We start from the raw sequence: 26,346 nt of genomic DNA, 5'->3' as shown, positions 1-26,346 counted from the left end.
GCCAGATGCTATCCGGCTCCGATATGAACTCCGCAGGGCGACTAGTTGTCGCGCTTCTCCTTGATCTTCGCGGCCTTGCCGCGCAGGTCACGGAGGTAGTACAGCTTCGCGCGACGGACGTCGCCACGGGTCACGAGCTCGATCTTCTCGACGATCGGGGTGTGCACCGGGAAGGTGCGCTCCACGCCGACGGAGAACGAGACCTTGCGGACCGTGAAGGTCTCGCGGACACCAGAACCCTGGCGACGGATGACTACGCCCTTGAACTGCTGCACACGGGAGCGGTTGCCCTCGATGACGCGGACGTGGACGTTGACGGTGTCACCCGGGCGGAAGGCCGGGATGTCGGTGCGCAGCGAGGCGCCGTCGACGATGTCGAGCAGGTGGGACATTTCGTCTGCTTTCTTCATCGATGCCACAGGTCACCGACGGGAGATAGGTGAAGTGAAGGATGTTGTCCGTGTCGGGGCGGGCGTCGTGTCCCCCTGTGGCAGGGGCGCACGCCGGACGACGCACAACAGCGGTCTATTCTTCCACGCCGTCCGGCCTGCGCCAAAATCGGCCGTACGGCTCCCCCGTCGGGTCCGGGGCCCAGCCCAGGATCGAGAGCATCTCGCGGTCCTTCTTGTCGAAGGCCTTGGGCTCGCAGCGCTCGATCAGGTCGGGCCGGTGGGCGGCCGTGCGCTTCAGCGCCTCGTCGCGCCGCCAGCGGGCGATCTTGCCGTGGTGGCCGCTGAGCAGCACGTCCGGGATGTCCCGGCCGCGCCAGACGGGCGGCTTGGTGTAGATCGGCCCCTCCAGGAGGTTGGCCATGGCCCCGGGCGCGAAGGAGTCGTCGCGGTGGGACTCGGCGTTGCCCAGGACGCCGGGCAGGAGCCGTGCCACAGCCTCTGTGACGACCAGGACGGCCGCCTCGCCCCCGGCGAGCACGTAGTCGCCGATGGACACCTCGTAGACGGGCATCCGGGTCGCGTACTCGTCGATCACCCGCCGGTCGATGCCTTCGTAGCGGGCGGGTGTGAAGACCAGCCAGGGGCGCTCGGAGAGCTCCACGGCGAGTTCCTGGGTGAAGGGCCGGCCGCTGGGCGTGGGCACGATGAGGGCGGGCGCACCGGAGCCCGTCTCGTAGCCGTCGGCCAGGACGGAGTCCAGGGCGTCGCCCCAGGGCTCGGTCTTCATGACCATGCCGGGGCCGCCGCCGTAGGGGGTGTCGTCGACCGTGTTGTGGCGGTCGTACGTCCAGGAGCGCAGATCATGCACGTGCACATTCAGCTGTCCCCGCGCGCGTGCCTTGCCGACGAGGGAGACGTTCAGCGGTTCGAGGTACTCGGGGAAGATCGTGACGACGTCGAGCCTCATGCGTCCGTGTCCTCCGAGGAGTCTTCCCGGCTCGACGCGATCTCCGCGCGGTCGTCGATCAGGCCGGGCGGCGGGTCGATGACCGCGCGCTGCTCCTCCAGGTCGATCTCGATGACGATCGACTCCACGAAGGGGATCATCACCTCGCTGCCATCGGGACGCTCGACGATGAAGAGGTCCTGGGAGGGCAGGTGCGAGATCTCGGTGATCCGGCCGACCTCCTCGCCGTCCTTGGTGACGACGTCGAGGTCCATCAGCTGGTGGTCGTAGTACTCGTCCTCTTCCTCCGGCAGCTCCTCCGGGTCGATCTCGGCGATCAGGAGGGTGTTGCGCAGGGCCTCGGCGCCGGTGCGGTCGCCGACGCCCTCGAAGCGCAGCAGGAGCCGGCCGCTGTGGACCCGGCCGGTCTCGATGGTCAGGGGGCCGGTGGCGGCCGGGTCGGTGGCCAGGACGGCTCCGGGGGCGAGCCTGAGTTCCGGCTCGTCGGTGCGTACCTCGACGGTGACCTCGCCCTTGATGCCGTGGGCGCGGCCGATGCGAGCGACTACCAGCTGCACTGTGCTTGCTCTCCTGTTTGCGACGAGTACGACGACCAGTACGAGGACTGGTTACGACAACGGGCCGGGGACGGCCCGCAGGCCCTCCCCGGCCCGAGCCGGTTTGCGAAAAACGTCAGCGGACGTGGTCCACGTCGACGAGGTCGACGCGTACACCTCGGCCGCCGATTGCGCCCACGACGGTGCGCAGAGCGCGAGCGGTGCGGCCGTTGCGGCCGATCACCTTGCCGAGGTCGTCGGGGTGCACCCGGACCTCCAGCACGCGCCCGCGACGCAGGTCGCGCGAGGCGACCTGCACATCGTCAGGGTTGTCGACGATGCCCTTCACGAGGTGCTCAAGAGCCTCCTCAAGCACGCTCAGGCCTCAGTCGACTCGGACTCGGCCGCAGCCTCGTCCTTCTTCTCAGCCTTCTTCTTCTGGGTGATGGCCTCGCCCTTGCCCGCGTCGTCGCCACCGAGGGCGTCGAACACGGGGCGTGCGGCCTTCGGCGCGGCCACGAGCAGCGGAGCCGGGGCCGGCAGGCCCTTGAACTTCTGCCAGTCGCCGGTGAGCTTCAGGATGGCGAGGACGGGCTCGGTCGGCTGTGCGCCGACACCCAGCCAGTACTGCGCGCGGTCGGTGTCGACCTCGATGCGCGAGGGGTTCTGCACCGGGTGGTACAGACCGATCTCCTCGATGGCCCGGCCGTCACGGCGGGTACGGGAGTCGGCGACGACGATGCGGTAGTGAGGCGAACGGATCTTGCCCAGACGCTTCAGCTTGATCTTGACTGCCACGGGAGTGGGTTCTCCTGGTTTTGACGTGGTTGGGCACGGCAGATGGCCGCGTGGGGTTGCGGTACCCGAGTGCCCGATGGACGCGTCAGCCGGAGGCGAGAGGGTTCCTGTGCGGCTGTCGAGTACAGCTAGCCATTGTGCCACACCCTGACGGTTCGCCCGACCGGGGAGCATGCCCCCGCATGCTCCCGGCCATGCGGAAGCGACACCCGGCGCCGGGAGGTGACCGGCGCGGGTGTACGCAACCCCGCCCTGCGGGATGCGGCTGCCACGAGCAGCCGCACCCTCAGGCCGCGCCCACGACCTCCGGGATGCGGAAGGGCTTGCCGCAGCCCCCGCACACGATCGGCGCCTGGGCCAGCACCGACGGGACGACCCGTACGTTACGACCGCAGTCGCACACCGCCTTGACGCGAACCCCGCCACCGGACGAGCCGTGCCGGGCGGCCGGGCCGCGGAAGGTGCGGGAGGTGTCCGCGGAGGTGGCGACGGTGTGTGCCTTCAGCGCGCGCTGGAGACGCTCCATCGTCGGCCGGTAGCGCCGCTTGGCCTCGGGGTTGAGCTGGACCAGCGAGAAACCGCTGCTGGGGTGCGGTTCGTCGGGGTGGTCCAGGCCCAGCTCCTCGGCGATCGCGAGGAATCTGCGGTTGTGGTAGCGGCCGGCACGGGACGTGTCGCGCACGCCGCGTGCGGCGGCGATGCCATGGACTGCCTCATGGAGCAGTCGCTCGAAGGAGAGTTCGTGTCCGCAGGCGGACGACGACTCTCCGATCAGGGACTCGGGCGCGGCCAGATCGGGCAGTTCGGGGTGGTACCGCTGAATGTCGGCCCACGCCTCTGCCAGCTCTGCGGCGAGAACAGGTGGTGTCTGTGTCGTGCTCACGTAATGACAACGAGCCGGAGTGCCCCTGTGTTCCGATTCCGGGCCATCCCAAATAATTTGCACGTACCCGTCAGTTGGCACTGATGCGTCCTGACGAGGGCAGGTGCGCTGATCTGCGGAGAAGCCTCACAGCTCATACCAAGCTGGTGCGTAGTCCGAGATACGACCCGGCGCGTAGACGGTGTCCGCGCGCCGGGGGAGCTGTCGTCCGCCGTTGCGCAAGAGGCCTTTCGGTCGCTCTGCCGCCGGAGGCCGTCGCTTCAGTAAGCGCGCGCGACGACCGCGACGTTACCGGGTGCCTTGTCGGCGTCCGGTACCGACCCGTCCTCGGCGACCAGACACCGTACGGTGACCGCGTGCTCGGCCAGCTCGGCCTCGCCCTCTTCGCCCAGTGTCGCCCACGGGATGCGCGCCCAGCCGCCGGCGGTGGCTGCCTCGACGGCCTCCCCGATCGTGGACACCTCGGAGGTACGAGACTCGCGCCGCTCGCGGGACTGCTTCAGCAGCAGCGCCTGGTCCTCCTCAAGGATGACGGGAAGCCGCTCTACGAGGGAGTCGATCGCCACCGGCTCCTTGCCTCCCGGGATCCGCCGGGCCAGCATCGCGGTGCCGTTCGCCAGGTCACGGGGCCCGATCTCGATCCGTACGGGTACGCCCTTCAGCTCCCAGTCGACGGCCCGGCGCCCGAAGGGGACGTCCGTGCGGTCGTCGACACGGACGCGGACGCCCGCCGCCTTCAGCCGGGCCCCGAGTTCGCGGACCTTGGCCAGAACCGCCTCGTCGCCCTTGATCGCGAGAACGACGACCTGGATGTGCGCCAGCCGCGGCGGCACCCTCAGTCCGTCGTCGTCGCCGTGCATCATCACCAGGGCGCCGATCATGCGGGTGGTGGAGCCCCAGGAGGTCTGCCACACCAGTTCCTGCTTGCCCTCCTTGGACAGGTACTGGGTGTTGAAGGCCTTGGCGAAGTTCTGGCCCAGCTCGTGACTGGTCGCCATCTGCAGCGCCTTGCCGTCGCCCATCATCCCTTCGAGGGTGAGGGTGTTGATCGCGCCCGCGAACCGCTCCTTGACCGTCTTGCGTCCCGGTACGACGTCCATCGCGAGGACGTTGACCATGAAGTCCTCGTAGACCTCACGGTGGATGTGCGCGGCGAAGTCGCGCGCCTCCTCGTAGGTCGCGTGCGCCGTGTGGCCCTCCTGCCACAGGAACTCGCTCGTGCGGAGGAAGAGCCGGGGGCGCAGTTCCCAACGGACCACGTTCGCCCACTGGTTGATCAGCAGGGGCAGGTCGCGGTAGCTCTGCACCCACTTCGAGAAGTACTCGTTGATGATCATCTCGGAGGTGGGCCGGACGACCGCGGGCTCCTCCAGCTCCTTGCCGCCGCCGTGCGTGACCACGGCCAGCTCGGGCGCGAAGCCCTCGACGTGGTCGGCCTCGCGGGCGAGGTAGGACTGCGGGATCAGCAGCGGGAAGTAGGCGTTCTCGGTGCCCGTCTCTTTGATGCGGGCGTCCATCTCGGCCTGCATCCGCTCCCAAAGGCCGTACCCGTACGGTCGGATGACCATGGAGCCGCGCACCGGGCCGTTGTCGGCCAGCTCGGCCTTGCTGATCAGATCCTGGTACCAGCGGGGGAAATCTTCCGCCCGCGGTGTGAGTACGGGTGCCTTCGCCATGGCGCGATGGTACGGGCCCACGTTGCCGTCATGTGAATTCTCGCCACTCCCACAGAGAAGCCACAAGCCGGGCCCCACAAACCCTGGACGCCGTAGCGAGCGCGGAGTTTGCTGGCATACGGGGGAAGTGCGGGCGCACATCACGGGGGCCTCGGAAACGGGCACGGCCACAACTCTCGGCGGATTGGGGCGCTTTCGATGACACCTACGCTCGTGCGGCACTACCTGCCTCATGCGGGGCCCGCGCCCCGTGTGGACCTGGGTGCACGCGCGCGTGACTGGTCCGAGATCCAGGAGCGGATGCTGGTACCGCTCTACGAAGCCGTCTACGAGCGACTCGAAGTGGGGCCCGGCACCCGGCTGCTCGGCCTCGGCTGCGGCTCCGGGCTCGCCCTGCTGATGGCGGCCTCCAGAGGCGCGTCGGTCACCGGTGTCGAGCGCTCCTCCCCCGAACGCCTGGCCCTCGCCCGGGAACGACTGCTGCCGGCCCCGTGGTCCCCACGCGCGCGTGCGCACACCCGGCTCGTCTACGGCTCCTCCAGGGACGCGGCCGACGCGGAGACGCCCGCGTACACCCTGGTGACCGCCTTCGAGCCCATCGGGTGTCTCGCGGGCGACGCGGAGGGACTCGGTGAACTGCTCGCGTCCGCCACGCCGTCGACCGAGCACGGGGCGCCCGTGGTGCTGGCCGGCTGGGGGCCGCCGGAGCGCTGCGCCACGTCGTCCGTGCTGCGGGTGGCCGCGAGGATGGCCGATCCGCTGCGCGGCGCGGGCAGTTGGCGCCCCGCCTTACGTGACGACCTGGAGGAGGTCGCCCAGCGCGCCGGTCTGCGGCCGGACGGCTCCGGGCGGGTGTCGTGCCCCTTCGGGTACGCCGATGTGGAGAGTGCCGTACGGGGGCTGCTGTCGACGGGGCTCTTCGACGCGGCGATCACCACGACGGATCAGGTGCAGGTGGAGAAGGAGTTGGCGGAGGCGTTGCATCCGTATCGGCGGCAGGACGGCACGGTGTGGATGCCGAACGTCTTCCGGTATGTGATCGCGCGTACGACCTGAGGATGAGAGAACTACGGCCCTAGGAGTCCTCCTTGAAGAGGCGCGTGACGCCCGCGATGCGGTACGCCTCCGTCTCCTCCAGCGTCTCGTTCTCCAGGAGGGCCGCGGCGAGGTCGTCCAACTGGCCGCGGTGGTCGCGGAGTTTGCGGCAGGCCTCGTCGTAGCACTCGTCGACGATGCGGCGCATCTCGTGGTCGATCACGTCGAGGGTCCCCGGGGCCGCCGCGAGGCCGTAGGCCTGCTGGGCGTCGTTCGGGAGGGCGGAGAGGCGGCCCACGCGCTCGCTCATGCCCCAGCGGGCGACCATCCCGCGCGCGATGTTGGTGACCTGTTCGAGGTCGTTCTCGGCACCGGTCGTGATCACCCCGTAGACGACCTGTTCCGCGGCCATGCCACCGAGCGCGCCGATGATCCGGCCGCGCAGATACTCCTCGGTGTACGCGTACTTGTCGGAGTCCGGGGTCGAGAGCGTCACGCCGAGTGCCCTCCCGCGCGGGACGATGGTGATCTTGCGGACCGGGTCGGCGCCGGGCTGGAGCATGCCGAGGAGGGCGTGGCCGCTCTCGTGGTACGCGGTGCGCCGGCGCTCCTCCTCGGGCATCACCAGCGGGCGTTCGGCGCCCAGTTGGACCTTCTCCAGGGCTTCGGAGAGGTCGGACTGGGTGACCTCGCTCTGCTTGCGCTTGACGGCGAGGAGGGCGGCCTCGTTGGCGAGGTTGGCGAGTTCCGCGCCGGTCATGCCCGGGGTCGTACGCGCGACCTGGGCGAGGTTCACGTCCTGCGCGAGCGGGATCTCCCGGGTGTGGATCTCCAGGATCGCCTCGCGGCCACCGCGGTCGGGCGGGGAGACCACGACCACGCGGTCGAAGCGCCCGGGGCGGGTCAGGGCCGGGTCCAGGACGTCGGCGCGGTTGGTGGCCGCGATCACGATCACGCCCTCGGAGCCGGAGAAGCCGTCCATCTCGGTGAGGATCTGGTTCAGGGTCTGCTCGCGCTCGTCGTGACCGCCCATTCCCGAACCGCCGCCCCGCGCGCGGCCGATGGTGTCGATCTCGTCGATGAAGATGATCGAGGGGGCCACCTTGCGGGCCTCCGCGAAGAGTTCACGCACGCGTGAGGCCCCGACACCGACGATCATCTCGATGAACTCGGAGGCCGAGGCCGAGAAGAACGGCACCCCCGCCTCCCCCGCGACCGCCCGCGCGAGCAGCGTCTTGCCGGTGCCGGGCGGGCCCGCGAGCAGCACGCCCCGGGGCATCTTGGCGCCCATCTTCCGGTATTCGTCGGGGTTCTTGAGGAAGTCGACGACGTCGTTCAGCTCGCCCTCGACCTCGTCGATACCGGCCACGTCCTCGAAGGTCGTGCGCGGCTTGCCCGCCTCCAGTTCGACCGGTTTCGGCGGTGCCTTGCGGCCCAGCATCCCGCCCGCACCGCCGAGCCCCGAGCTCATCCGCCGCGCGATGAAGAGCCACAGGACGACCAGGAGCAGCATCGGGGCCAGCGAGATCAGCAGATTGGCCAGAAAACTACGGTGCTGTACGACCGGTTCGGCGGTGACCGTGACATTGTGCTTGGTCAGGTCCTCCCAGAGCTGGTCGTCCGCGAAGGTCGGCCGCTCGGTGTCGAACTTGGTGTACTTGCCGTCGCCGCCCGGGTTCTCCTGCTCCTTCTTGAGCTGGCCCTGGATCGCGTTGCCCTTGGCGTAGATCTTGGTGACGTTGCCCGCGTCGACCTGCTTGCTGAACTCCGTGTACGAGATCGTCGGCTCGTCGCCCTCGTTGAAGAACGACAGGATCAGGTTGGCGATCAGGTACACGACCAGCGCGGTGAGGATCAGACTCCACCAGCCGCCGCGCATCTTCTTCCCGCCCGGCGACGGCTTCGGGGGCTCGTCCGGGGTGCCCTCCGTTCGCCAGGGCTGATCAGGCGACTTGCGCGGCGGCGCGGGGTTGGTCATACCGGCAAGTTACGACACGGGCCAGGCGTCGGCACGCCCGGCATGCGCCGAGGGCGCCCTTCCGGAGAGGGGCGCCCTCGGTGACGTAGCGAACAGGCCGTCAGCCCATGAACTTCTTGAACTCGTCAGGGAGCTCGAAGTCCTTGCCGCCCTGCTCGGGCAGCCCGAACGCGTTGCCGCCCTGCGCCGCGGCCTCGCGGCGCTGCGCCTCCTCCAGCTCCTGCTGCTTGCGCTTCATCGGGTTGCCGGAACGCTGCTTGCCCTTGGCCTGCTTGGGCTGCTTCTTGGTGCGGCCGGGGCCGCCGCCCATGCCCGGCATCCCCGGCATGCCGGGCATCCCGCCGCCCTGCGCCATGCGGGACATCATCTTGCGGGCCTCGAAGAACCGCTCGACCAGGCCCTTCACGGCGCTGACCTCGACGCCGGAACCCTTGGCGATACGGGCGCGGCGCGAGCCGTTGATGATGGTCGGCTCGGCGCGCTCGGCGGGCGTCATCGACTTGATGATGGCCGCCGTACGGTCGACATCGCGCTCGTCGAGGTTGTTGATCTGGTCCTTGATCTGCCCCATCCCGGGCAGCATGCCGAGCAGCTTGGAGATGCTGCCCATCTTCCTGACCTGCTCCATCTGGGACAGGAAGTCGTCGAGGGTGAAGTCCTGGCCCTTCTTGGACGCCAGCTTCGAGGCCATCTTCTCGGCCTCTTCTTGGCTGAACGTCTTCTCCGCCTGCTCGATCAGGGTGAGCAGGTCACCCATGTCGAGGATGCGGGAGGCCATCCGGTCCGGGTGGAAGGCGTCGAAGTCGTCGAGCTTCTCGCCGTTCGACGCGAACATGATCGGCTTGCCGGTGACCGAGGCGATCGACAGGGCCGCACCACCGCGGGCGTCACCGTCGAGCTTGGAGAGCACCACGCCGTCGAAGCCGACGCCGTCACGGAAGGACTCGGCGGTGTTGACCGCGTCCTGACCGATCATGGCGTCGACGACGAACAGGATCTCGTCCGGGCTGACCGCGTCGCGGATGTCCGCGGCCTGCTGCATCAGTTCCTGGTCGATGCCGAGGCGGCCGGCGGTGTCCACGATCACGATGTCGTGGACCTTGGACTTGGCGAACTCGATGGAGTCCTTGGCGACCTTGACCGGGTCACCGACACCGTTGCCCGGCTCGGGCGCGTAGACCGCGACACCGGCGCGCTCGGCGACGACACTCAGCTGGTTCACCGCGTTCGGGCGCTGGAGGTCGGCGGCGACGAGCAGCGGCGAGTGCCCCTGGTCCTTGAGCCACTTGCCGAGCTTGCCCGCGAGGGTCGTCTTACCGGCACCTTGGAGACCCGCGAGCATGATCACGGTCGGCGGGTTCTTGGCGAAGCGGAGACGCCGGGTCTCGCCGCCCAGGATCGTCACGAGCTCCTCGTTGACGATCTTCAGGACCTGCTGGGCCGGGTTCAGCGCCTTGTTGACATCGGCGCCGAGGGCACGGTCCTTGACGTTCTTGATGAACGTACGGACGACGGGCAGCGCCACGTCCGCTTCGAGCAGCGCGATCCGGATCTCACGCGCGGTGGCGTCGATGTCCGCCTCGGAGAGCCGTCCCTTGCCGCGCAGGTTCTTGAAAGTGGCTGAGAGGCGATCGGAGAGAGTATCGAACACGGCGCTCGCGGTCCTCGGGGTCGGTGGCTATTGGGGAATCGCCCTCCAGGGTATCCCGGTCGCACAAGACCGGGTCACGGGTCAGCCGCGCAGCGTTTCCTCCAGTTTGCGCGCGACCGCCGTGGCCTCGTCGCCCGGCAGGGGCGAGCCCTCCGCCCCGGTCACATAGAACGCGTCCACAGCGTTCGACCCCAGCGTGCTGACGTGCATGCTCCGCACCCGCACCTTCGCCTCGTCCAGCGCCCGGCCGATCCGGTGCAGCAGCCCCGGTGCGTCGTGCGCCCGCACCTCGATGACCGTGGCGTGCCGGGAGGCGGCCGGGGCGACCGTCACGCGGGCCGCCGGTGCCACGACACCCCGGCGGCGAGGGTACGCGGCGTCGCGTTCGGCGAGCCGGGCGGCGATGTCGAACGACCCGTCCAGGGCCCGTACGAGATCGGCGCGCAGCCGGGCGGCTTGAGGCAGGGAGCCGTACTCCGCGGCGACCCGCCAGTTCAGGAGCAGTACCGAGCCCTCTACGCCGTCCGGCAGGTCGAGCGCGCGCAGCTCCGCCGTACGGACCGTCAGGCGGTGCATCGCCAGGACGCCCGCCACCGCGGGGAGTACGCCCGGCTGGTCCGGTACGGCGATCAGGAGTTCCACGCCGAGGGGTTCGGGGTCGCCGGAGGGCTCGTCCTCGGACGGGGATTCGGTCTGTGCGCGCAGCGCCAGCACCGGACCGCCCGTCGCCACGGCCTCGATCGCGAGGCGTTCCTGTTCCGCCGTGGCCGCGCCCGCCTCGGGCTCCTCGGGCGCGTCGCCGGACAGGACCGCGGCGACCCGCTTCACCAGGTCGGCGACGAGGGAGGCCCGCCAGGACGACCAGGCGGCCGGGCCTGTGGCCAGCGCGTCCGCCTCCGTCAGGGCGTGCAGCAGTTCCAGCGTGCCCGTCGTACCGACCGCCTCCGCGACCGAGCGGACCGTCGCCGGGTCCTCCAGGTCGCGCCGGGTGGCCGTGTCGATGAGGAGGAGGTGATGGCGTACGAGTGTCGCGAGTACGGCGACGTCCGCGCGGTCGAAGCCGATGCGGGCGGCCACGTCCTTGGCGATGATCTCGCCGGCCACCGAGTGGTCGCCGGGCCAGCCCTTGCCGATGTCGTGCAGCAGCGCGGCGACCAGCAGCAGGTCGGGGCGGCTGACGCGGCGGGCGAACTCCGAGGCGCGGACGGCGGTTTCGATGAGGTGCCGGTCGACGGTCCAGATATGCACGGCGTTGCGCTGCGGACGGCAGCGGACCCGCTCCCAGTCGGGGAGGAGGCGGGTGATGAGCCCCTCGGCCTCCAGCGCCTCCCACACGTCCACCGTCGGCTGCCCTGAACCGAGCAGCGTCACCAGCTGTTCGCGCGCCTCGGCGGGCCAGGGCGTGGGCAGGGGGCGCACGGTGGTCGCCATGCGCCGTACGGCGTGCAGGGAGAGCGGAAGTCCGGCCTGCGCGGCGGCAGCGGCGGCGCGCAGCGGGAGGACCGGGTCGCGTTCGGGGCGGGCGGCGCGGGCGAGCACCACCTCGCCGTCCTGCTCCACGACGCCTTCGGCGAGCGGGGAGCGCTCGGCGGTCGGCTTGGCGCCCCCGCCCAGCATGGCGCGCAGCCTCGGCCGCACCGCACGGGACCGCAGCACACGCCCCACCTCACGCCAGGTGACGTCACTGGCGTACGACACGACGCGTGCCGCCTCGTAGACCTGGCGCAGCAGGGTGTCCGCGTCGAGGAGGCCCAGCTCGGCGGCGACCTGGTCCTGTTCCTGGAGCGCGAGGCGGTCGGTCGCGCGGCCGGTCGTGAGGTGCAGGGCGTCACGGACGTCGAGGAGGCGGCGGCGCGCGTCGGCGAGGCCTTCGCGCGGGGCGTCGGCGAGCCAGGAGGCGGCTACGGCGCGCAGCGCGGTCGCGTCGCGCAGGCCGCCGCGGGCCTCCTTGAGGTCGGGTTCGAGGAGGTACTGCAACTCGCCCTGGCGCTCAGCGCGTTCGGCGCAGAGTTCCTGGAGTTCGGGGAGGCGTTTGGGCGCCTGGTTGCGCCAGTCGGCGAGGACGGCCGTGCGCAGGGAGGCGGTCAGGCCGAGGTCGCCGGCGATGTGGCGGGCGTCGAGGAGGCCGAGCTGGACCTTGAGGTCCTCGCCCGCGGTCTTGCGGGCCTCGGCCGGAGTGCGGACCGAGTGGTCCAGGGCGAGACCGAGGTCCCAGACCGGGTACCAGATGCGGTCGGCGAGCGCGGCGACCGCGCCGGAGTCGGAGCCGTCGTGCAGGAGGAGCAGGTCGAGGTCGCTGCGCGGGGAGAGCTCGCCGCGGCCGTAGCCGCCGACAGCGACCAGGGAGACGCCCTTGAGGGCTTCGTTGCCGGCGGTGAAGAGGCCGGTCAGCCAGTCGTCGGTCAGTTCGGCGAGGGCGGCACGGCGCGGCGGCCCGGACCGCGCCCCCTCAGTGAGGAGGCGCAGCCGGGCCGCCGCATAGCCGCTGGGTCCGGAGTCCTCTGCATCCTTGCGCACGTCCGTACTCGTCACCCAGCGACTCCTGTTCTGTTTCTTTTTAGAGCGCGTCCGGGCCGCGCTCGCCGGTCCTGACCCGGACGGCCGTCTCGACCGGGAGGGACCAGACCTTGCCGTCACCGATCTTGCCGGTGCGGGCGGCCTTGACGATGACGTCGATCAGGCCCTCGACGTCGTCGTCCTCGGCCAGCACCTCGATGCGGATCTTCGGTACCAGGTCGACCGTGTACTCGGCGCCCCGGTAGACCTCGGTGTGTCCCCGCTGACGACCGTAGCCGCTCGCCTCGGTGACCGTCAGACCGTGGACCCCGAAGGCCTGCAGTGCTTCCTTGATCTCGTCGAGCCGGTGGGGCTTGACGACGGCGGTGATGAGCTTCATGCGTCCACCTTCTTCGTCTGCGAAGCAGCAGCGAGGGTGCCGCCGCTGACGCCGCCGCCGGCGCCGGCGAAGTCGTATGCGGTCTCGGCGTGTTCGGCCTGGTCGATGCCGGCGACCTCGACGTCCTCGTCCACCGTGAAGCCGATGGTCTTGTCGATGAGGAAGGCGAGGATCGCGGAGACGACCAGCGAGTAGCCGAGCACCGAGCCGACACCGACGAACTGCTTGCCGAGCTGGGCGAGGCCGCCGCCGTAGAAGAGACCCTTGGCGGTCTGGCCGACGCCGCCGGTGGCGAAGAGGCCGATGAGGAGCGAGCCGACGATACCGCCGACGAGGTGGACGCCGACCACGTCGAGCGAGTCGTCGTAGTTGAACCGGTACTTCAGGCCGACGGCCGCGGCGCACAGGACACCGGCGATGACGCCGACCGCGATGGCGCCGAGCGGGCTGACCGAGCCACAGGCCGGGGTGATGGCGACCAGACCGGCGACCGCGCCGGAGGCGGCGCCGAGGGTGGTGAAGGCGCCGTGCTTGATGCGCTCGTAGAGGAGCCAGCCGAGCATGGCGGCGGCGGTGGCGACCTGGGTGTTGGTGAACGCGACGGCGGAGACGCCGTCGGCACCGAGCCAGGAGCCCGCGTTGAATCCGAACCAGCCGAACCACAGCAGACCGGCGCCGAGCATGACGAGCGGCAGGTTGTGCGGCCGGAACGGGTCCTTCTTGAAGCCCACACGCTTACGGATGACGAGGATCGCGCCGAGCGCCGCCGCACCGGCGTTGATGTGCACCGCGGTACCACCGGCGAAGTCGATCACGCCGTACTTGAACAGCCAGCCGCTGGTCGGCTCCCAGACCCAGTGGGCGACCGGGAAGTACACGAGGGTGGCCCACAGCGCGATGTAGACCGACCACGCCACGATCTTGACGCGGTCCGCCAGCGCACCGCTGATGAGCGCCGGGGTGATGATGGCGAACATCAGCTGGAAGACGGCGAAGGCGTAGATCGGGATGTTGTACGTGGCGAACGGCTCGGTCAGGCCGATGTGCCGCATGCCCACCCAGTCGAAACCGCCCAGGAAGCCGTTGCCGGTGTCGAAGGCGATGCTGAAGCCGTAGAGCGTCCAGAGGATGGTGATTATGGCGATGCTGACGAAGCTCATCATCAGCATGTTCAGCACGCTCTTGACCCTGACCATGCCGCCGTAGAAAAAGGCGAGGCCGGGGGTCATCAGCAGAACCAGCGCGGCACTCAGCAGCATGAAGGCCGTGTTGCCGGTGTCGATCTTGGGAGCGGCTGCTGCTAGCGTCAGGATGCCTTCTGGCATCGGCGTCTCCTCGTCATCCGAACGGCCCGTGCGGGCAAGGTCAAGGTTTGGGCCGGTTTTCCGCCATGAGGTTGTCCCAGCCTGGTTTCTATGGATGCCGCACGACGTTTCAGGCATGTGACGAAGGAGTCGCCCACGTTACGGAGGGATGAATCGGCGCCCCACTCGCGGCAGCCGTGACCACTCCGTGACCGCCAGGGGAGCCCCCCGGAGCTGTATACGGCTCGTTTGACCTGGACAGTTCGAGCCGCGCGCATACGAACGTGGGGGCGCGCGCCCGGCGCCCGCCCCCACGCTTCCCGGATCTACGTCAGGGCTTGACGCAGGCCTTGATGGTGTTGGTCCCGGAGTCGGACTTGTTGTTGATGTACGCGGTCACCGTGGTGCGCGCCGAGAGGCAGAGCGAGGTGTTGTATTTGATGTGCACCTCGCCGTTGAAGCCGACCGGACGGCCGCTGTTGCTCTGGGTGTAGTTGTTGGCCTTGACGGAGTACGTCGTGGCCCGGGTGCCTGCCTTGCGCCTGCCGCACTCCACGGTGGGGGTGACGGCGACGGTCCACTGATAGCCGGCGGCGATCGCGACGTTCAGCTTGCACTTGGTGCTCTCGTACCAGCGCTGGGTCATCGCCATCTTGGTGACGGTGGCCTTCTTGCCCCCGCTGCACTTGGTGAGCACGGCGGTGTGCATCGTGGGGTTGATGAGCTTGACGCCCAGGAAGGCGTCGGCGATCGCGCCGTGCTGCTTGTAGAGGTAGTGCTTGAAGGTGACCTTGCCGGAGAGCGTCGTTTTGACACAGCGCCCCAGCGGCTTGGAGTAGAAGTTCGCGCTCTTGCTGTAGGGCTTTGTGTACGTCTTGATGTCGACCGCCGACGCGTCGGTGGCGGTGACGCCGATCAGCCCGGTGGACACGACCCCCGTTGCGAGGGCAACCGCGAACAGCCTCTTGGCCATATGTGAATCCCCGTGTATGTCAGGAACGGAGGCCCCGTGCCCCCGTTCGAAACACCGCCGCCCATGATCGACGGCGGCAGGGCATTACTGTGCCAACGCCTTTGCAATCGCCACAAGCGATCAAGGGAAAAGGTTCCCCCAAGAACGGGGGACCGTACCATCACAAACCGGCCGCGGTCGGCCTTCCGATGACCTGGCATGGGGGAGCCGAGTCGGGCGGTTCGGGAAGGCCGGCCGCGGCCGGGGCCTGGGTGGGTCAGACCGCCTCGGCGGTCTCGGGCAGCTCGATGGCGAGCCGGTCGGTGAGGTCGATGACTTCCGCCAGTTCGCCGAAGTCGCGGACCGCCGTGTCGATGGTCTTTCGGATACGAGTGTTGACGCGCTCGGAGCGCACCTTCTTGGCGACGGTCATCGCCTCGGCGGCGAGCACCGCACCCTGCTCCGGCTCCCGCTGCAGCAGGTGCACGGTGGCCATGCCGATGAGATTGAGCGCGTACGACCGCTTGTGGTCGTCGTCCTTGGCGAAGAGGTCCACCGCCCGCTGCATGACGGGCTCGGCCAGCGAGGCGTAGGCGGGGCTGCGGCCGGCGACGTAGGCGAGGTCGCGATAGGAGTGCGAGTTCTCGCCGTACAGCTCGGCCTCGGAGAAGAAGCGGATCCAGTCCGGGTCCGGGTCGTCCCACTCGTGCACGTCGGCGAAGGTGTCCTCGGCCATCCGGACGGCCCGCTTGCACTTCCCGGGCTGCCCCATGTTCGCGTAGGCGCGGGCCTCCATCGCATACAGCATCGACTGGGTGCGCGGGCTCGCGCAGTCCCGGCTGCCGTACTGCGCGAGGTGGATCAGCTCCAGCGCGTCGTCGGGCCGACCGAGGTGGATCATCTGGCGGCTCATGCTGGAGAGCACGTACGACCCGAGCGGCTTGTCGCCCGCCTCCTTCGCGGCGTGCAGGGCGAGGACGAAGTACTTCTGCGCGGTGGGCTGGAGCCCCACGTCGTACGACATCCACCCGGCCAGCTCGGCGAGTTCGGCGGCGACCTTGAACAACTTGCGGTTGGTGGCCTCGGGTTGGGGCTCCTGGAGGAGGTCGGTCACCTCGTGCAGCTGTCCCACGACCGCCTTGCGGCGCAGGCCGCCGCCGCACTGCGCGTCCCACTTGCGGAACATCGCCGTGGTGGACTCCAGCAGCTCCAACTCCGGCTTGGAGAGCCGCCCGACGTGCCGGGAGGCACCCGCCGGCTCGGGCTCCGGCGGGAGGGCCGAGGGGCCGGGGACCAGCCAGCGCTGCATGGGCTCGATGAGGGACGGCCCCGCGGACAGGGCCAGCGAGGTTCCGAGGAAGCCGCGCCGCGCCAGCATGAGGTCGCTGCGCGAGAACTCGCTGAGCAGCGCCACTGTCTGCGGGGCCGTCCAGGGCAGGTCGACGCCGGACACGGAGGGTGCCTGGCGGGCGGCGCGCAGGCCCAGGTCCTCGACCGAGACGACACAGCCGAAGCGCTCGGAGAACAGCTCCGAGAGGATCCTGGGGATCGGCTCGCGCGGGTTCTCGCCGTCCAGCCAGCGGCGTACCCGGGAGGTGTCCGTGGAGATGTGGTTGGCGCCCAACTGGCGTGCCCGGCGGTTCACTTGGCGCGCCAGTTCGCCCTTGGACCAGCCGCTGCGCACGAACCACGAGCCGAGCAGCTCATTGGGGCGCTTGTCCGTACTGGCCGCGGTCGTCCCGCCTCCGCCGTTGCCGCCCACTGGAACGCCCCCATCCCTGGAACCACTTGTCGCCGCTGTGCGCCAAGCCCTATCAGAATGCCGGTAAATACGGCTTCCCGTCCCGCACTTGTCACCCTTCGAACGAGATGACGAGTTGCCTCCGGCATACCCACGAGTGCATGTGCCCCGCGGGCTTGTGCACACAAAGTAATCCTACGATCACCCGTCCAGCCACGGCGATCCCGGAAACGCCACCATTCGCCACCCCTTCGAATGAACCTACGGTTGCCTCCGCGCGATTCACTTGACATAGGACGGCCGGAGGTGGGCGCAGCGGTGCACGCAGGGGCGCGCGCCGCCAGGCACACCACCCGGGATGCTCCTGGACGCCGCCCGGACCCAGCGGCACCGGGTAGGCGTGGACGCAGAGTGACGATCCGCATCCGTCTCGTAACCACCGGTGCGTCGGACCCGTTGGAGGGGGCATGGGCTTCACGATCGGCAGCAGCCGGGGTATCCGCGACATCCGGTCCGGCACGCGCCGTCGCGGCCGCACCTCGGAGTGCACGGCCGTGGCCGAGTTCACCGGGCTGTGGGGCTGGGACGTGGTCGCGGGCGCGCGGGCCGCGGGCGGCGCGTGTTCCTGCGGCGACACCAAGTGCCCCGCGCCGGGCGCGCACCCCCTCGCTTTCGCCCCCGAGGTGCGGGCCGGCGCGACCCTCGACGAAGTCACCGAGGCCTGGGCCGAGTTGCCCGGCGCGTCGGTGATGCTGCCGGTGGGCCGAGCCTTCGACGTCATCGAGGTGGCCGAGCCCGCGGGCCGACGCGCACTGGCCCGCCTGGAGCGAATGGGCCTCCCCCTCGGCCCGGTGGCGGCGACCCCCGACCACCGCGCCCACTTCTTCGTGGCCCCCGGCGCAGCCGCCGAACTCCCCTCCCTCCTCTACCGCATGGGCTGGGACGACCCCACGTCCCTCGACCTGCGCGGCCTGGGCCCCGGCACCCACATCACGGCCCCACCCTCCGATCGGGGCGGCCTGGGCCCGGTCCACTGGCTCCGCTCCCCCGCACTGGACTCGGCGACGAGGCCCCCGGCGGCCCGCCTGCTGCTGGGCACGCTGGCGTACGTGGCACACAGGTCGCGCGCATAGGTCGTAGAGACGACGAAGTGCCCTTCCCCAACGGCGAGTTGAGGAAGGGCACTTCTTTGAAAGAGGCCGACTACAGCGCGCCCTTCAGGGGCGCGGGGAACTGCGCGACCAGCCCCCACCGCCCCGCAGCGAACAAACGACCCATCAGTCCCCAATAAGGGCATCAACAAACGCCTCCGGCTCAAAGGGCGCCAGATCATCCGCCCCCTCACCAAGCCCGATCAACTTCACCGGCACCCCCAGCTCCCGCTGCACGGCAACCACGATGCCCCCCTTCGCCGTACCGTCCAGCTTGGTCAGCACAATGCCCGTGATGTCCACGACCTCGGCGAACACCCGCGCCTGCACCAACCCGTTCTGCCCGGTCGTCGCGTCCAGCACAAGCAGCACCTCGTCGAGCGGCGCATGCTTCTCCACGACCCGCTTGACCTTGCCCAGCTCGTCCATGAGCCCGGTCTTCGTGTGCAGCCGCCCGGCCGTGTCGATGAGGACGACGTCGACCCCCATCTCCTTGCCCTCCTTCACCGCGTCGAACGCGACGGAGGCGGGATCCCCGGCCTCCGGCCCGCGCACAGTGTGGGCACCGACCCGCTCACCCCAGGTCTGCAACTGATCCGCGGCGGCGGCCCGGAACGTGTCGGCGGCGCCGAGCACGACGGTACGGCCGTCGGCGACAAGCACCCGGGCGAGCTTGCCGGTGGTCGTGGTCTTGCCCGTGCCGTTGACCCCGACGACCATCACGATGCCGGGCTTGCGGTCCTCGGGCTCGGTCTTCACGGTCCGGTCGACATCCGTGCCGACCAGCTTGAGCAGTTCCTCACGGAGCAGCGCGCGCAGCTCCTGCGGGGTCCGGGTGCCGAGCACCTTCACCCGCTCGCGCAGCGCGTCGACCAGTTCCTGGGTGGGTGCGACGCCGACGTCCGCGGTGAGGAGGGTGTCCTCGATCTCCTCCCAGGTGTCCTCGTCGAGGTGCTCGCGGGACAGCAGCGTCAGCAGCCCCTGGCCGAGCGCGTTCTGTGAGCGGGAGAGCCGGGCGCGGAGCCGGACGAGCCGTCCGGCGGTCGGCTCGGGGACCTCCAGTGCGAGAGGTTCCTCGACTACCGAGGGTTCCTCGACGGCGACCGGGGCCGAGCCGTCCGGAAGATCGACCTCCTCTATGGTCCGGCGCGCTTCGTCGCGCGGCGTCTCGGCCTCGTCGCCGATGTGCGGCTCGGCCGGCGGGGCGGTGATGTCGGGCACGGAGGTGGGCGGCGGGGGCAGCGGCTTCTTGCGCCGGCTGCCGACGACGAGCCCGCCGAGCGCACCGAGCACGACCACGGCGATGACTACAGCAAGGATGACGGTTTCCATAACCCACCCAGTATCAGCCATGGGCCTGGCCGGGGCCCAGCGCGGGCGCGCGGCCGGGTGGTCGCCGTCGGTGTCGCCGTCGCCCTCGCCCGGCCCCGAACCGCCGCGGTCATGCCCATGGCCATCTGACATACCGTCAGCTAACGTCCCCCACCACACACGGAAGGGGGACCTCCCATGCCCGTCTCGGTCGTCCGCTTCAACCTCGTCGAACCCGGCGCCACCCCCGCCTCGCTGAGCGCCCGCTACCGGGCCGCCCTGGAGATGACCGCGTACGCCGACGAGCACGGGATCACCACCGTGCAGACGGAGGAGCACCACGGCGTCGCCAACAACTGGATGCCGTCGCCGTTCGCCTTCGCGGGCGCGGTCTTCGGCGCGACCCGGCACATCGCGGTGACCGTCTCCGCGGTCATCGGCCCGCTGCACGACCCGCTCCGGCTGGCCGAAGACATCGCCGTACTGGACCTGTTGAGCGGCGGCCGGCTGGTGACCGTGGCCGGGATCGGCTACCGCCCGGAGGAATACGCCCAGTTCGACGTGGAGTGGAAGCAACGCGGCAGGCTCCAGGACGAGTTGCTGGAGACGGTCCTGAAGGCGTGGTCCGGCGAGGAGTTCGAGTACCGGGGCCGTACGGTACGGGTCACCCCGCGCCCCTTCTCCGACCCGCACCCCCTGCTGCTGGTCGGCGGCTCCTCCAAGGCCGCCGCGCGCCGGGCCGCCCGGCTCGGTCTGCCGTTCTTCCCCAGCGCGCATCTGCCCGACCTGGAGGCCTACTACAAGGACCGGCTCGTCGAGTACGGCACCGAGGGCTGGACCATGATGCCGGGCGTGGAGACCCCGCTGCTGCACATCGCCGAGGACCCTGACCGGGCCTGGGCCGAGTACGGCGCGCACTTCCTGCACGAGGCGCGGACCTACGCCTCCTGGCAGTCCGGGGAGATCCGCTCGGCGGTGAAATCGGGGGCCACGACCGTGGCCGAGCTGCGCGCGGAGGGCGTGTACCGCATCCTCACGCCGGACCAGTGCGTGGCGCTGGGCCTGGACAATCTCGTACTGCATCCGCTGGCGGGCGGGATGCCGGTCGACGAGGGATGGCGCAGCCTGCGGCTGTTCGCGGAGCGGGTGCTGCCGGTGCTCGGGGAGTGAGCACCGAGTGACTCTTACCCGTAACCGGTGGACCGGCAGGTCCACCGGTGGTCCACTGCGGTCATGACCTTGGCAGTGGATGTGTTCCTGCGTGACGCGGACGGCCAGTGGAACGTGCTCGACGTTCCCGAGGGGTGCAACGACTCGGCCGGCTTCGAGAACTGGCGCGAGACCGTGTGGGGTTCGCCGGCCGTACGGTCGCTCGGCGCCACGTATCTTCCCGTGCTGGCCTCCAGCGACCTGTACGTCGAGGCCTCGGACGTACCGGATTTCCTGCGCGAGGTCGCGCTGCTGCGGGCGCATCTCGAAGCCGTCGCCGCGGCCGTGGCAGAGGCTCCCGACCTGGTCGGGAGCCGGCTGGACAACATCGAGTCGGCCGCCCTGCGCGCCCGGAAGATCGGCGGCGGCGTCCTGATCTGGTGAAACGGGGACTCGGGGAGACGGGCGGCGGGGGATGGAGCCCGTCTCCCCGAGCTTGTGGGGGCCCGTCTTCGCGGGCCCGGTTCGTGGGAGGGCCGGTCAGCCCATGTCCTCCAGCTTCTTGCCCTTCGTCTCCTTCACGAACTTCAGGACGAACGGGATGGAGAGCGCGGCGAAGACCGTGTAGATCACATAGGTCGCGGAGAGGTTCCAGTCGGCCAGCGACGGGAAGCTCGCGGTGATGGCCCAGTTGGCGATCCACTGCGCGGAGGCGGCGACACCGAGGGCGGCGGCGCGGATCTTGTTCGGGAACATCTCGCCGAGGAAGACCCAGACCACGACACCCCAGGACAGGGCGAAGAAGAGGACGAAGACGTGGGCCGCGATCAGCGCGGTCCAGCCCTGCGCGGCGGGCAGCTTGCCGTCGACGAGGTCGTAGGAGAAGGCCCAGGCCTCCAGCCCGAGGCCGACGACCATGCCGACCGAGCCGATGAGGGCCAGCGGCTTACGGCCGATGCGGTCCACGAAGATCATGGCGATCACGGTGCCGATGATGTTCACGATCGACGTCGTGAAGGAGTAGAAGAACGACTCCGTGGGGTCGACGCCGACCGACTGCCACAGCGTCGAGGAGTAGTAGAAGGCGACGTTGATGCCGACGAGCTGCTGGAAGGCCGAGAGGCCGATGCCGACCCAGACGATCGGCTTGAAGTAGAAGCCGCCACCGCCGAGCAGGTCCTTGAAGGTCGACTTGTGCTCGCTCTTCATCGCGTGCTCGATCTCGGCGACGCGGGCGTCCAGGTCGATGTCGTCGCCCTCGACCTCACGCAGCACGTCGTGGGCGCGGCTCAACTTGCCGGCCGAGATCAGGAAGCGCGGGGACTCGGGGATCGCGAAGGAGAGCAGGCCGTAGAGGACGGCCGGGATCACCATCACGCCGAGCATGACCTGCCAGGCCTCCAGGCCCATCAGCTGGCCGCGCTGGTCGCCGTCGGCGGCGTTCAGCAGACCCCAGTTGACCAGCTGCGAGATCGCGATGCCGATGACGATCGCGGCCTGCTGGAAGGAGCCGAGCCGACCGCGGTAGGCGGGCGGGGAGACCTCGGCGATGTAGGCGGGGCCGATGACGGAGGCCATGCCGATGGCGAAGCCGCCGATGATCCGCCAGAAGGCGAGGTCCCAGAGCGCGAAGGGCAGCGCCGAACCGACGGCGGAGATGGTGAACAGCACGGCGGAGATCTGCATACAGCGGATACGGCCGATGCGGTCGGCGATACGGCCGGCGGTCGCGGCGCCGATGGCACAGCCGATCAGGGCGATCGCGATGACCTGGGCGAGGGCCGCGGAGCCGATGTCGTAGCGACTGCGGATCGCCTCGACGGCCCCGTTGATCACGGAGCTGTCGTAGCCGAAGAGGAAGCCGCCCATCGCGGCCGCCGCCGCGATGAAGATGACGTGCCCGAGATGTTCGGGATGAGCCGACCCGGCTCCTGACTGTGATGCCTGCGCAGTGCTGGTCACGTGTAACTCCTGAGGCCACCGGCGTCGCTGCCGGGGTGCGGGGGGCGACCCTTCCAGTGGCGCACAGCTTCCCGCTGCCCACCACCTGAAGGGAAAAGCAACGCTGAAGAGACTATGCCTTCAAGTTTCGAAGTCAACAGGGGGCCTCTGTGACATTCGGCGCCGCAATTGACCGCATTGCATTCAAGGATTGAACACAAGAGGGCGGGTGTGTGGAGGTCTAACGAAGGCGCTGAGAGATGACCTTAGAGACCCCGTCGCCCTGCATGGAGACGCCGTACAGCGCGTCGGCGACCTCCATCGTGCGCTTCTGGTGGGTGATCACGATCAGCTGCGAAGCCTCCTGCAGCTCCTGCATGATCCGGATCAGCCGCTGCAGGTTGGTGTCGTCGAGCGCCGCCTCGACCTCGTCCATCACATAGAACGGACTCGGCCGTGCCTTGAAGATCGACACCAGCAGCGCCACGGCGGTCAGGGACCGCTCCCCGCCGGAGAGCAGGGACAGCCGCTTGACCTTCTTGCCGGGCGGGCGGGCCTCCACATCCACCCCTGTGGTGAGCATGTTGTCGGGATCGGTCAGGATCAACCTGCCCTCTCCGCCCGGAAACAGTCGGCTGAAGACACCCTCGAACTGAATCGCCGTGTCCCGGTACGCCTCGGTGAAGACCTGCTCGACGCGCTCGTCGACCTCCTTCACCACTTGAAGCAGGTCGGCGCGGGTCTTCTTCAGGTCCTCCAGCTGCTCGCTGAGGAACTTGTGCCGCTCCTCCAGCGCCGCGAACTCCTCCAGCGCGAGGGGGTTGACCTTCCCCAGCTGCTGGTACGCCCGTTCGGCCGACTTGAGCCGCTTCTCCTGCTCGGCGCGGTGGAACGTACGGGGCTGGTTGCGCGGGTCCTCCGGATCCTCCGGCAGCACCTCGCCCTCGGCGGCGAGCGAGGGGGGCACGAGCTGATGCGGCCCGTACTCCTCGATCAGCCCCGCCGGCTCCACGCCCAACTCCTCCAGCGCCTTGGTCTCCAGCTGCTCGATCCGCATCCGCTTCTCGGCCCCGAGCACCTCACCCCGGTGCACCGAGTCCGTCAGCTTGTCCAGCTCGCCCTTGAGGTCACGCCCCTGATTACGGGCGGCGGTCAACTCCTGCTCCCGCCGCGCCTTGGCGACATCGGCGGCGGTACGTTCCTCGTCGGCACGGCCGAGTGACACCTCGACGTGCGCGAGCAACTGCCGCGCCCCAAAAGCAACAGCCTCCGCTACGGCCGCCTCGTGCCGCAGCCGCGCGAGCCGCTGCTCGGCCCGCGTCCGCGCCTCACGCTCCGCGCGGGCGGCGCGGTCGAGGGAGTCGGCGCGGCCAGCGAGGCCTTTGACCCGCTCTTCGTGCGTACGGACCTGGAGGCGGGCCTCCATCTCGGTCTGGCGAGCGTTGGCACCATCGGCGGCGAGGCGGTCCCGGATGGAGGTGTCGGGCTCCTCCTCTACCGGCATCTCCTCGGCGACGGCCAGCCGTTCGGCGAGTACTTCGGCTTCTTCCACGGCCTTGTCGAGCGCGTCCTGCGCCCGTGCGGCGGCAGCGGCGGACCGTTCCGCCTCACCTGCGGCCCCGCGCGCCTGCCCGGCCAGCCGTCCCAACTGCTGTGCTACGGCCGACTTCTCGCGCTCCGCCGTCCGGCGGCGGTCCGCCAACTCCTCGACCAGCGCGGCGCATTCCTTGCGGCGCTCGGTTGCGGACTGCTGGGCGGTGGTCAACTCCTCGCAGCGGACGGCCAGTTCTTCGAGTTCGGCGGCGGCTTCGTCGACGGAGGCCTGTACTTCGAGGAGGCTCGGGGCGCCTGCGGAGCCGCCGTGGGCGAAGTGGGCGCCGAGGAGGTCGCCTTCGGCGGTTACCGCAGTCAACTCGGGGTGCGTGTATACGAGTTGTTCGGCGGCTTCGAGGGTGTCCACTACGACGATGTTGTGGAGGAGGCGGCGGACTGCGGGCATGAGGTCGGCGGGGGCGCGGACCAGATCTGCCGCGAACGGTTGTGCGTTGTCTGCGGGTGCGTTGTGGCTGGTCGCGCAGTTCCCCGCGCCCCTAAGGGGCGCCTCAGTGGGCGGAGTTGAATCTGCAGCCAGTAGTAGAGCCGCCCTGCCTCCATCCTGCTTGCGCAGCAAGCGGATCGCGTCCGCCGCCGACGCCGGGGTCGTCACCGCGATCGCGTCTGCCGCCGCGCCGAAGGCTGCCGCCAGGGCGACCTCGTGGCCCGGGGTCACTGTGAGCAGTTCCGCTGCCGGGCCGAGGATTCCGGTGAGGCGGTCCTGGGCGCCGAGCAGTATCCCCGTCCCGTCCTTGCGCCGCAGGCCCAGTGCCAGGGCGTCGCGGCGGGCCTGGGTGGCGGCGCGCTGGCGTTCCGCGGCGGTGGACGCCTCGCGGGCGGCGGACTGGGCGGCTTCCGCCTCCGACAGTGCGGCCCGGGCCGCCTTGTGCTGTTCGGAGAGTTCCTCGTCGCCCGCGTCGAGGCCGTCGACCTCGGCCTGGAGCGTCTCGTACTCCTCCTGTGCGGCCGTCGCCCGTTCCTGGGCCTCGTCGCGGGCGGAGGCGAGGCGGTCGATCTCGGCCTGGGCGGAGGCGGCGCGTGAACGGGCCGCGTTGACCTGGCCGTTGAGCCGGGCGAGGCCCTCGCGTCGGTCGGCGATGGAACGGGCCACGTCCTTCAACCGCCGTTCCTCGGCGGTGAGTTCACGCTCCAGTTCGGAGCGGTGGGCGACCGTGTCCTCCAGGGCGTGCTCGGCCGCCTCCAGGGCCGCTTCCAACTCGGCCTCCTGCTCGCGGATCCGGGCGGCCTCGCGCTCCATGTCCTCGGGGTCACGGCCGCGCCGTTCCTCGGGGGGTGCGGAGGTCGCGCTCTTCACGCGTGCGTCGGCCAGTGAGATCGTGCCGCGTACCCGCTCGGCCAGCTGGGACAGCTCGTACCAGGTCTGCTGGGCGCGCTGGAGGCGCGGGGTGAGCTGCCGTACCTCGTCCTCCAGGAGCCCTTCGCGCTGGAGTGCCTTGCGCAGCTCCAGTTCGGCGGCTTCCTTGCGTTCCTTCAGCGCGGCCTCGTCGGCGATCTCGGTGTTCAGCGCCTGGCGGAGTCGTACGAGATCGTCGGCGAGCAGGCGGAGGCGGGCGTCTCGGAGGTCCGCCTGGATGACGGCGGCCCTGCGGGCGACCGCGGCCTGGCGGCCCAAGGGCTTGAGCTGGCGGCGGAGTTCGTCCGTGAGGTCCTGCACGCGGGCGAGGTTGGCCTGCATCGCGTCCAGCTTGCGGAGCGCCTTCTCCTTGCGCTTGCGGTGCTTGAGGACGCCGGCCGCCTCCTCGATGAAGGCGCGGCGGCCCATGGGGTCGGCGTGCAGGACGGAGTCGAGCTGGCCCTGGCCGACGATGACGTGCATCTCGCGGCCGATGCCGGAGTCGGAGAGGAGTTCCTGGATGTCGAGGAGGCGACACGTGTCGCCGTTGATCTGGTACTCGCTGCCGCCGTTGCGGAACATGATCCGCGTGATGGTGACCTCGGCGTACTCGATGGGCAGCGCGCCGTCGGAGTTGTCGATGGTCAGGGACACCTCGGCGCGGCCCAGCGGGGGGCGGCCGGTGGTGCCGGCGAAGATGACGTCCTCCATCTTGCCGCCGCGCAGCGACTTGGCGCCCTGTTCGCCCATGACCCAGCTGAGCGCGTCCACCACATTGGACTTGCCCGAGCCGTTCGGACCGACGACACACGTGATCCCCGGCTCGAACCGGAGCGTGGTCGCCGAGGCGAACGACTTGAACCCCCGCAGGGTCAGGGCCTTGAGGTGCACGGCGCTGGACTCTACCTTCCGCTGCTCGCTCTCTCCATGAACGTCCGGTTCCCCGCGGTTTCGCCCTTGAACGTGCAGGGCACACCAAACGTTAAAGAGGGTGGAGGCTTGCGGGGGAAAGAAAGAAGGGACGCCGAAGCGTCCCTT

General features: G+C 69.8%; 21 protein-coding genes. 4 read left to right on the top strand and 17 right to left on the bottom strand.

Features of this window, described 5'->3' with window-relative positions; translation table 11 throughout:
* Positions 1–41 precede the first annotated feature (41 nt).
* The 7 genes from rplS to proS form a co-directional block, all read right to left on the bottom strand.
* Positions 42–392 (bottom strand): 50S ribosomal protein L19, encoded by a 351-nt coding sequence (gene rplS / locus ACIBJH_RS14870; protein WP_019068767.1) that lies wholly within the window; start codon positions 390–392, stop codon positions 42–44.
* A gap of 133 nt (positions 393–525) precedes the next feature.
* Entirely contained in the window at positions 526–1,359 is an 834-nt protein-coding gene (trmD, locus tag ACIBJH_RS14865) for a tRNA (guanosine(37)-N1)-methyltransferase TrmD (protein ID WP_399117229.1), read from the bottom strand.
* Positions 1,356–1,916, bottom strand: a complete 561-nt coding sequence (gene rimM, locus ACIBJH_RS14860; protein WP_399117228.1) for a ribosome maturation factor RimM — start codon at positions 1,914–1,916, stop codon at positions 1,356–1,358. The genes trmD and rimM overlap by 4 nt, the downstream gene beginning before the upstream one ends.
* A 115-nt stretch (positions 1,917–2,031) precedes the next feature.
* The gene (locus ACIBJH_RS14855; protein WP_005479813.1) at positions 2,032–2,271 is read right to left on the bottom strand and encodes an RNA-binding protein; all 240 of its coding nucleotides are present in this window, start codon (positions 2,269–2,271) and stop codon (positions 2,032–2,034) included.
* Positions 2,272–2,273: 2 nt separating this feature from the next.
* The gene (rpsP, locus tag ACIBJH_RS14850) at positions 2,274–2,693 is read right to left on the bottom strand and encodes a 30S ribosomal protein S16 (protein ID WP_399117227.1); all 420 of its coding nucleotides are present in this window, start codon (positions 2,691–2,693) and stop codon (positions 2,274–2,276) included.
* 286 nt (positions 2,694–2,979) lie between these two features.
* Entirely contained in the window at positions 2,980–3,576 is a 597-nt protein-coding gene (locus ACIBJH_RS14845) for a hypothetical protein (protein WP_019068763.1), read from the bottom strand.
* Between the two features lie 260 nt (positions 3,577–3,836).
* Positions 3,837–5,252, bottom strand: a complete 1,416-nt coding sequence (gene proS / locus ACIBJH_RS14840) for a proline--tRNA ligase (RefSeq protein WP_399117226.1) — start codon at positions 5,250–5,252, stop codon at positions 3,837–3,839.
* 198 nt (positions 5,253–5,450) lie between these two features.
* On the opposite strand from proS, the gene ACIBJH_RS14835 reads away from it, so the two are divergent.
* Positions 5,451–6,308, top strand: a complete 858-nt coding sequence (locus tag ACIBJH_RS14835; RefSeq protein ID WP_399117225.1) for an SAM-dependent methyltransferase — start codon at positions 5,451–5,453, stop codon at positions 6,306–6,308.
* Between the two features lie 19 nt (positions 6,309–6,327).
* Here ACIBJH_RS14835 and ftsH read toward each other — a convergent pair whose 3' ends face one another.
* The 7 genes from ftsH to ACIBJH_RS14800 form a co-directional block, all read right to left on the bottom strand.
* Complete coding sequence (ftsH, locus tag ACIBJH_RS14830; RefSeq protein ID WP_399117224.1) at positions 6,328–8,265, bottom strand: ATP-dependent zinc metalloprotease FtsH; 1,938 nt, start codon at positions 8,263–8,265, stop codon at positions 6,328–6,330.
* Between the two features lie 100 nt (positions 8,266–8,365).
* Positions 8,366–9,916 carry a signal recognition particle protein gene (gene ffh / locus ACIBJH_RS14825; protein ID WP_399117223.1) on the bottom strand — a complete coding sequence of 517 codons (1,551 nt, stop codon included), beginning with the start codon at positions 9,914–9,916 and terminating at the stop codon, positions 8,366–8,368.
* An 81-nt stretch (positions 9,917–9,997) separates the two neighbouring features.
* Positions 9,998–12,448 (bottom strand): [protein-PII] uridylyltransferase, encoded by a 2,451-nt coding sequence (locus ACIBJH_RS14820; RefSeq protein ID WP_399117222.1) that lies wholly within the window; start codon positions 12,446–12,448, stop codon positions 9,998–10,000.
* A 25-nt stretch (positions 12,449–12,473) separates the two neighbouring features.
* Positions 12,474–12,812: a P-II family nitrogen regulator gene (locus ACIBJH_RS14815; protein WP_399117221.1), complete on the bottom strand. Its 339-nt coding sequence runs from the start codon at positions 12,810–12,812 to the stop codon at positions 12,474–12,476.
* Positions 12,809–14,137, bottom strand: coding sequence for an ammonium transporter (locus ACIBJH_RS14810; RefSeq protein ID WP_399117219.1), 1,329 nt, complete (start codon positions 14,135–14,137; stop codon positions 12,809–12,811). Before ACIBJH_RS14810 ends, ACIBJH_RS14815 begins: the two co-directional genes overlap by 4 nt.
* Positions 14,138–14,447: 310 nt before the next feature.
* Positions 14,448–15,089 (bottom strand): hypothetical protein, encoded by a 642-nt coding sequence (locus ACIBJH_RS14805; protein ID WP_399117218.1) that lies wholly within the window; start codon positions 15,087–15,089, stop codon positions 14,448–14,450.
* Positions 15,090–15,345: 256 nt separating this feature from the next.
* Complete coding sequence (locus tag ACIBJH_RS14800; protein ID WP_399117217.1) at positions 15,346–16,830, bottom strand: hypothetical protein; 1,485 nt, start codon at positions 16,828–16,830, stop codon at positions 15,346–15,348.
* 446 nt (positions 16,831–17,276) lie between these two features.
* On the opposite strand from ACIBJH_RS14800, the gene ACIBJH_RS14795 reads away from it, so the two are divergent.
* Positions 17,277–17,942, top strand: a complete 666-nt coding sequence (locus ACIBJH_RS14795; protein WP_019068755.1) for a bifunctional DNA primase/polymerase — start codon at positions 17,277–17,279, stop codon at positions 17,940–17,942.
* 144 nt (positions 17,943–18,086) lie between these two features.
* On the opposite strand, the gene ftsY is transcribed toward ACIBJH_RS14795, so the two are convergent.
* Positions 18,087–19,292: a signal recognition particle-docking protein FtsY gene (gene ftsY / locus ACIBJH_RS14790; RefSeq protein WP_399117216.1), complete on the bottom strand. Its 1,206-nt coding sequence runs from the start codon at positions 19,290–19,292 to the stop codon at positions 18,087–18,089.
* Between the two features lie 177 nt (positions 19,293–19,469).
* On the opposite strand from ftsY, the gene ACIBJH_RS14785 reads away from it, so the two are divergent.
* Positions 19,470–20,441: an LLM class flavin-dependent oxidoreductase gene (locus ACIBJH_RS14785; RefSeq protein ID WP_399117215.1), complete on the top strand. Its 972-nt coding sequence runs from the start codon at positions 19,470–19,472 to the stop codon at positions 20,439–20,441.
* 63 nt (positions 20,442–20,504) lie between these two features.
* Positions 20,505–20,864: a hypothetical protein gene (locus tag ACIBJH_RS14780; RefSeq protein WP_399117214.1), complete on the top strand. Its 360-nt coding sequence runs from the start codon at positions 20,505–20,507 to the stop codon at positions 20,862–20,864.
* 96 nt (positions 20,865–20,960) lie between these two features.
* Here ACIBJH_RS14780 and ACIBJH_RS14775 read toward each other — a convergent pair whose 3' ends face one another.
* Together ACIBJH_RS14775 and smc are read right to left on the bottom strand one after the other, a co-directional pair.
* Positions 20,961–22,382 (bottom strand): sugar porter family MFS transporter, encoded by a 1,422-nt coding sequence (locus ACIBJH_RS14775; RefSeq protein WP_399117213.1) that lies wholly within the window; start codon positions 22,380–22,382, stop codon positions 20,961–20,963.
* Positions 22,383–22,602: 220 nt separating this feature from the next.
* The gene (smc, locus tag ACIBJH_RS14770) at positions 22,603–26,199 is read right to left on the bottom strand and encodes a chromosome segregation protein SMC (protein ID WP_399117212.1); all 3,597 of its coding nucleotides are present in this window, start codon (positions 26,197–26,199) and stop codon (positions 22,603–22,605) included.
* Positions 26,200–26,346: the final 147 nt, after the last annotated feature.

This window comes from Streptomyces sp. NPDC050548 (assembly GCF_044457385.1).
Classification (GTDB): Bacteria; Actinomycetota; Actinomycetes; order Streptomycetales; family Streptomycetaceae; genus Streptomyces.
Note: the sequence above shows the minus strand (reverse complement) of the source record. Positions and strands in the feature narration are given on the sequence as shown.